The organism is Pseudoroseomonas ludipueritiae (assembly GCF_014490445.1).
In the GTDB taxonomy this organism is placed as follows: domain Bacteria; phylum Pseudomonadota; class Alphaproteobacteria; order Acetobacterales; family Acetobacteraceae; genus Pseudoroseomonas; species Pseudoroseomonas ludipueritiae.
Genome location: NZ_JACTUZ010000223.1, coordinates 1 through 5,257, shown reverse-complemented (window position 1 = coordinate 5,257; position 5,257 = coordinate 1). Strand labels below are relative to the sequence as shown.

The window sequence follows — 5,257 nt, the reverse complement described above, 5'->3', positions numbered from 1 at the left end:
CCCGCTGCCCGCGCCATGTCGCGGCCTGCGACGCCGCGCCGCCGCCGCTGGTGCCGGTGACGCCGGGCCATTGCGCCGCCTGCATCCGCCCCGGTGCCGCCTCTGCCCGCGCACCGCTTTCGCCGGAGTTGCTGCCCGCATGACGCCTTTGCTCGAAGCCCGTGGGCTGGTGCGCCGCTACGCGATGCGTCGTGGCCTGCTGGGCCGCCCGGTGGAAGTCCGCGCCGTGGATGGCGTGACGCTGCGGCTGGAAGCCGGCCGCACCCTTGGGTTGGTTGGGGAATCCGGCTGCGGCAAATCCACCACCGGCCGCATGGTGCTGGGGCTGGAAGCGCCGGATGAGGGCGACGTGCAGTTCGAGGGCGCGCCCATGCCGTCGCCCGGCACCATGCCTTGGCGCCGCCAGCGCGCGCGGATGCAGATGGTCTACCAGGACCCGCTGGGCGCGCTGGACCGCCGCCTGACCATCGGCGCCCAGGTGGCCGAGCCGCTGCAGATCCATAACCTGCCCGCCGATGCCACGCGGGTGCATGCCCTGCTGCGCCAGGTCGGCCTGCGCCCGGACCAGGCGGAGCGCTACCCGCACGAACTTTCCGGTGGCCAGCGGCAGCGCGCCGTGCTGGCCCGCGCCCTGGCCACCGATCCGGTGCTGCTGGTGTGCGATGAGCCGATCAGCGCGCTGGATGTCTCCATCCAGGCGCAGGTGATGAACCTGCTGGTGGAGTTGCAGCAGCAGCGCGGCATCGCGCTGCTGTTCATCTCCCATGACCTGCGCGCCGTGCGGCAGATGAGCCACCGTGTCGCCGTCATGTACCTCGGCCGCGTCGTCGAGGAAGGCGAGCCGGACGCCGTGCTGCACGACCCCGCGCATCCCTATGCCCAGGCGCTGGTTTCCGCCATCCCGGACCCCACCCGGCGCGGCAGCCGCATCGTGCTGCAAGGGGACCCGCCGAACCCCGCCGCGCGGCCTTCCGGCTGCGCCTTTCACCCGCGCTGCCCCCTGGCGGTGCCGCTCTGCGCGCAACAGGCGCCGGCGCTGAAGCCGCGCCCCGGCGACGGCCGCATGGTGGCCTGCCATGTCGCCCAGGGCGAGGCCGCGCTGATGCAAAGGGCTGCCTGACATGCTCCGTTTCCTTGGCACCCGCCTGGCGCGCGCTTTGCTGACCCTGGCGCTGGTGGTGACCTTCGCCTTCGTGGTGCTGCGCCTTTCGGGTGACCCGGCGCTGCTGATCATGTCCGCCGACGCGCCGCCCGAGGCCATTGCCGCCTTCCGGCGCGCCTGGGGGCTGGATGACCCGCTCTGGGTGCAATACCTGCGCTATTTCGGCGCCATCCTGCATGGCGACCTTGGCCAGTCTATGCGCGACGGACGCAGCGCCATCGAACTGGTGGCCGAGCGTGTGCCCGCCACCCTGGCGCTGACGGTGCCGGCGCTGCTGATCAAGGTTGGCCTCGGCATCCCGGCCGGCGTCTATGCGGCCCTGCACCGCAATTCCTGGATCGACCGCGGCGTGATGTTCCTGGCAGTGGCCGGCTTCACCGTGCCCTCCTTCGTGCTGGGCCTGCTGCTGGTGCTGGTCTTCGCCGTGCAGCTCGGCTGGCTGCCATCCGGCGGGCAGGATAGCTGGCGGCATGCGGTGCTGCCGGTCATCACTCTGGGCATGGGTGGTGCCGCCGTGCTGGCGCGCTTCACCCGCTCCGCCATGCTGGAAGTGCTGGGGCAGCCCTATATGCGCACCGCGCTCTCCAAGGGTGTGCCCTGGCATGTCGCGGTGCGCCGCCACGCGCTGCCCAATGCCGCCATTCCCACCGTCACCATCGTCGGCTTCATGGTGGGCTCGCTGCTGGCTGGCGCGGTGGTGGTGGAAAGCGTCTTCTCCTGGCCCGGCGTTGGGCGCCTGCTGGTGGTGGCCGTGGCCAATCGCGACCTCGCGGTGGTGCAATGCATCCTGCTGCTGGTGGCGGCCACCATGGTCACCGCCAATCTGCTGGTGGACCTGCTCTACGGCATGCTCGACCCGCGCCTGCGCATCTCGGCGGGGAAAGCCTGATGTCCGACCTCACCATCGAAACCGCCGCGCCCGCCATCGCCGCGCCGAAGCGCAAGCGCGCCAGGGTGCCTCTGGCCATTATCCTGGCGCTGTTCTGGGTGGGCCTGATGCTCTTCGTCGCCCTGGCGGCGGACTGGATCAATCCCTACGCCTATACCGCCATGGACCTGCGCAACCGCCTGGCCGTGCCGGTCTTCATGGGCGGGCCCTGGTCGCACCCGCTGGGCACCGACGAACTCGGGCGGGACGTGCTGAGCCGGCTGATCGTCTCCATCCGCATGTCGCTGCTGATCGCCTTCGGCGCCACAGTGATCTCGGCGGTGCTGGGCGTGACGCTGGGCTTCCTGGCCGCGCATTTCCGCGGCTGGGTGGAACAGGCGGTGATGGCGCTGGTGGATTTCCAGGCCGCCATGCCCTTCCTGATCCTGGCGCTGGCGGTGCTCGCCTTCTTCGGCAATTCGCTGCCGCTGTTCATCTGCCTGCTCGGCCTCAATGGCTGGGAACGCTATGCCCGCATCGCGCGGGGCCTGGCGATCAGCGCCGGGGCGCAGGGCTATGCGGCGGCGGTGCAGCAGCTCGGTGCCTCACCCTGGCGGGTCTACGGGCGGCATGTACTGCCGAACATCGCCTCCACCCTGATCGTCTCGATGACGCTGGCCTTCCCGGAAATCATCCTGCTGGAAAGCGGGCTGTCCTTCCTGGGCCTGGGCGTGCAGCCGCCGGGCACCTCGTTGGGCAACATGGTCGGCTATGGGCGGGAATACCTGACGCGCGCGCCCTGGATCCTGCTGGCGCCTTCCGCCGTGATCGTGCTGACGACGCTGGCGGTCTCGATGCTCGGCGACTGGCTGCGGGACCGGCTGGACCCGACGCTGCGTTGAGAGTGCCTGGACCAGTGGCCCGCAGCCGCGGGCCACTGGCGATCCGCTCCGCTCAGTGTGGCGGACGGGTCTCGGTCTCGGAAAGGCCGGAGACCACGCCCACCGGCTCCCGCCGCCCGATGCCGAGCAACTGGTAGAGCCCGATCGCCGCGATCGTCGCCGTGCCAATGCCGGCGATGGAGAAGCCGCCGATGGTGACGGAGAAATTGCCCGCGCCCATCACCAGCGCCACGCCCACCGTCAGCAGGTTGCGCGGGTCGGAGAAATCCACGCGGTTATCGACCCAGAGCCGGATCATGGCCGAGGCGATCAGCCCGAAGACCACCACGGCCAGCCCACCCAGCACCGGGCCGGGGATAGTCCGCAGCAGCGCGCCGAACTTGGGCGAGAAGCCCAGCGCGATGGCGGCCACCGCCGCCACCACGAAGATCAGCGTGGAATAAACGCGCGTGACGGCCATCACGCCCATGTTCTCGACATAGGTGGTGACGCCGGTGCCGCCGCCGGCGCCCGAGATCATGGTGGCGATGCCGTCGCCCAGAAAGCCGCGCCCGACATAGGGGTCGAGGTTGCGGCCCGTCATGGCGCCGATGGCCTTGATGTGGCCCAGGTTCTCCGCGACCAGGATGAAGGCCACGGGGGCGATCAGCAGCATCGCGCCGGTCTCGAAGGTGGGCGTGTGGAACTGCGGCAGGCCGAGCCAGGGCGCGGCGGAGATTTCCGCGAAGGAGATCGGCGGCAGCAGCCCGAAGCCATTGCCCAGCAGCAGGTAGAAGAAATAGCCCGCCGCGATGCCCACCAGGATGGAGACGCGGCGGATGCGCAGCGGCGCATAGACCGCGACCAGCGCCGTCGCCAGCAGCGTGCCCAGCGCCACCAGCAGATGCGGCCCCGTGCCCTCGATGCCGCGCACCGCCACGGGGGCGAGATTGAGGCCGATGGAGGCGCCCACCGCGCCTGTGACTGCCGGCGGCATCAGCCGCTCGATCCAGCCGGAGCCGGTGAACATCACCAGGACGCCGATGGCGGCGTAGAGCGCGCCGCAGGCGATGATGCCACCCAGCGCCGGCCCGATATTGGGGTTGGCCCCCGATCCGGCATAGCCGGTGACGGCGATCACCACCGCGATGAAGGAGAAGGAGGAGCCGAGATAGCTCGGCACCCGCCCGCCGGTCAGCAGAAAGAAGACCAGCGTGCCGATGCCGGAGAAGAGGATGGCCAGGTTGGGGTCGAAGCCCATCAGCAGCGGGCCGAGGATGGTGGAGCCCGACATGGCCACCAGGTGCTGCACCCCCATGACGCCCGTGGTGCCCCAGGGCAGGCGCTCGTCGGGCGCGACAACGCCGCCGCGTGAAAGCGGCCAGCGCGGGAAGAAGGATGACATGGGGTCGTGGCTCCGTGTTGATGCGCCGCGGGATGGCTTGGCGGCGCCATGTAGCAACGTTCCGCCCCCAGGGGCAGTCAGGCCGGCAAGGGCAGCGCGGATTCCAGGCTTTGCAGGTGCAGCGCCCCGGGCGGCAGGGTGGCGGCCGCCAGCTCGGCCAGGTGCCGGTGGTGGCTCAGCAGGATGACCTGGGTGGTCTCGCTGAAGTCCAGCAACGTGCGGAAGGCGGCGGTGGCGCGGCCGTCGTCGAAGCTCTGCAGGATGTCGTCGCCCAGGAAGGGCAGGGTAGTGCCCCCGGCGACCTGATCCTCGATCGCCACCAGCCGCAGCGCCAGGAAAAGCTGGTCCCGCGTGCCTTCGGAGAGCGCCTCCACCGCCACATCCTCCTCCGGAAGCTCACGGCGGCGGATGACGAGATGGGCGAGGCCTTTCTCATCCTCCCGCGACTGCACGGCGGGATAGGCACCCTCCGTCAGCGCGGCGAAAAAGGCGCCGATGCGGCGCAGCAGCGCGTCGTCGCCCGCTTCCTGCAACTGGCCCATGGCGGCATCCAGCAGGCTGGCGGCCACCTGTGCCAGCAGCGCATCCTCCAGTGTCTGGCCAAGCTGGGCGATGGCGGCCTGCTGGTCCTGCGCCGCCTGGGCCACGCCATCGTCGTTGTGCAGCGCGTCCCGCTCGGCGCGCAGGCGCGCGGCCTCGGTGGCGGCTTCCGAGATCTGCTGGGTCAGCGCCTGCTGTTCCGCACGGGCTTCCGCGAGGACCGCTTCCAGGGATTCAGCCGGGTGGCTGGCGGCCTCGGCGCGGAGTTCCTCCACGCTTAGGCCATCGCCCTCCCGCGCCAGCGCCTGCCCGGCGGCGGCGGCCTCAGCCTCCTGCCGGTGGCGCTCGGCGGCCAGGGCGAGGCGCTCGTCGGCCTCGGCAACGGTGGTGGCGCCGGCCTC

At 70.8% G+C, this 5,257-nt stretch carries 5 protein-coding genes; 3 read left to right on the top strand and 2 right to left on the bottom strand.

Translation table 11 applies throughout. From position 1 onward, the window contains the following. The first annotated feature begins 139 nt into the window (after positions 1-139). From IBL25_RS24210 to IBL25_RS24200, 3 genes are read left to right on the top strand one after another with little or no spacing between them, the layout of a single operon-like run. The gene (locus IBL25_RS24210) at positions 140-1,120 is read left to right on the top strand and encodes an ABC transporter ATP-binding protein (protein ID WP_187781027.1); all 981 of its coding nucleotides are present in this window, start codon (positions 140-142) and stop codon (positions 1,118-1,120) included. A gap of 1 nt (position 1,121) precedes the next feature. Beyond that, positions 1,122-2,051, top strand: a complete 930-nt coding sequence (locus IBL25_RS24205; protein ID WP_187781026.1) for an ABC transporter permease — start codon at positions 1,122-1,124, stop codon at positions 2,049-2,051. Next, a complete protein-coding gene (locus tag IBL25_RS24200; RefSeq protein ID WP_187781025.1) occupies positions 2,051-2,932 on the top strand; it encodes an ABC transporter permease in 882 nt (293 codons plus the stop codon). The genes IBL25_RS24205 and IBL25_RS24200 overlap by 1 nt, the downstream gene beginning before the upstream one ends. A 52-nt stretch (positions 2,933-2,984) precedes the next feature. On the opposite strand, the gene IBL25_RS24195 is transcribed toward IBL25_RS24200, so the two are convergent. After that, a complete protein-coding gene (locus tag IBL25_RS24195) occupies positions 2,985-4,316 on the bottom strand; it encodes a solute carrier family 23 protein (RefSeq protein ID WP_187781024.1) in 1,332 nt (443 codons plus the stop codon). Between the two features lie 77 nt (positions 4,317-4,393). Beyond that, positions 4,394-5,257, bottom strand: an 864-nt coding sequence (locus IBL25_RS24190) for an ATP-binding protein (RefSeq protein ID WP_367615681.1), incomplete at its 5' end; no start/stop codon positions are given.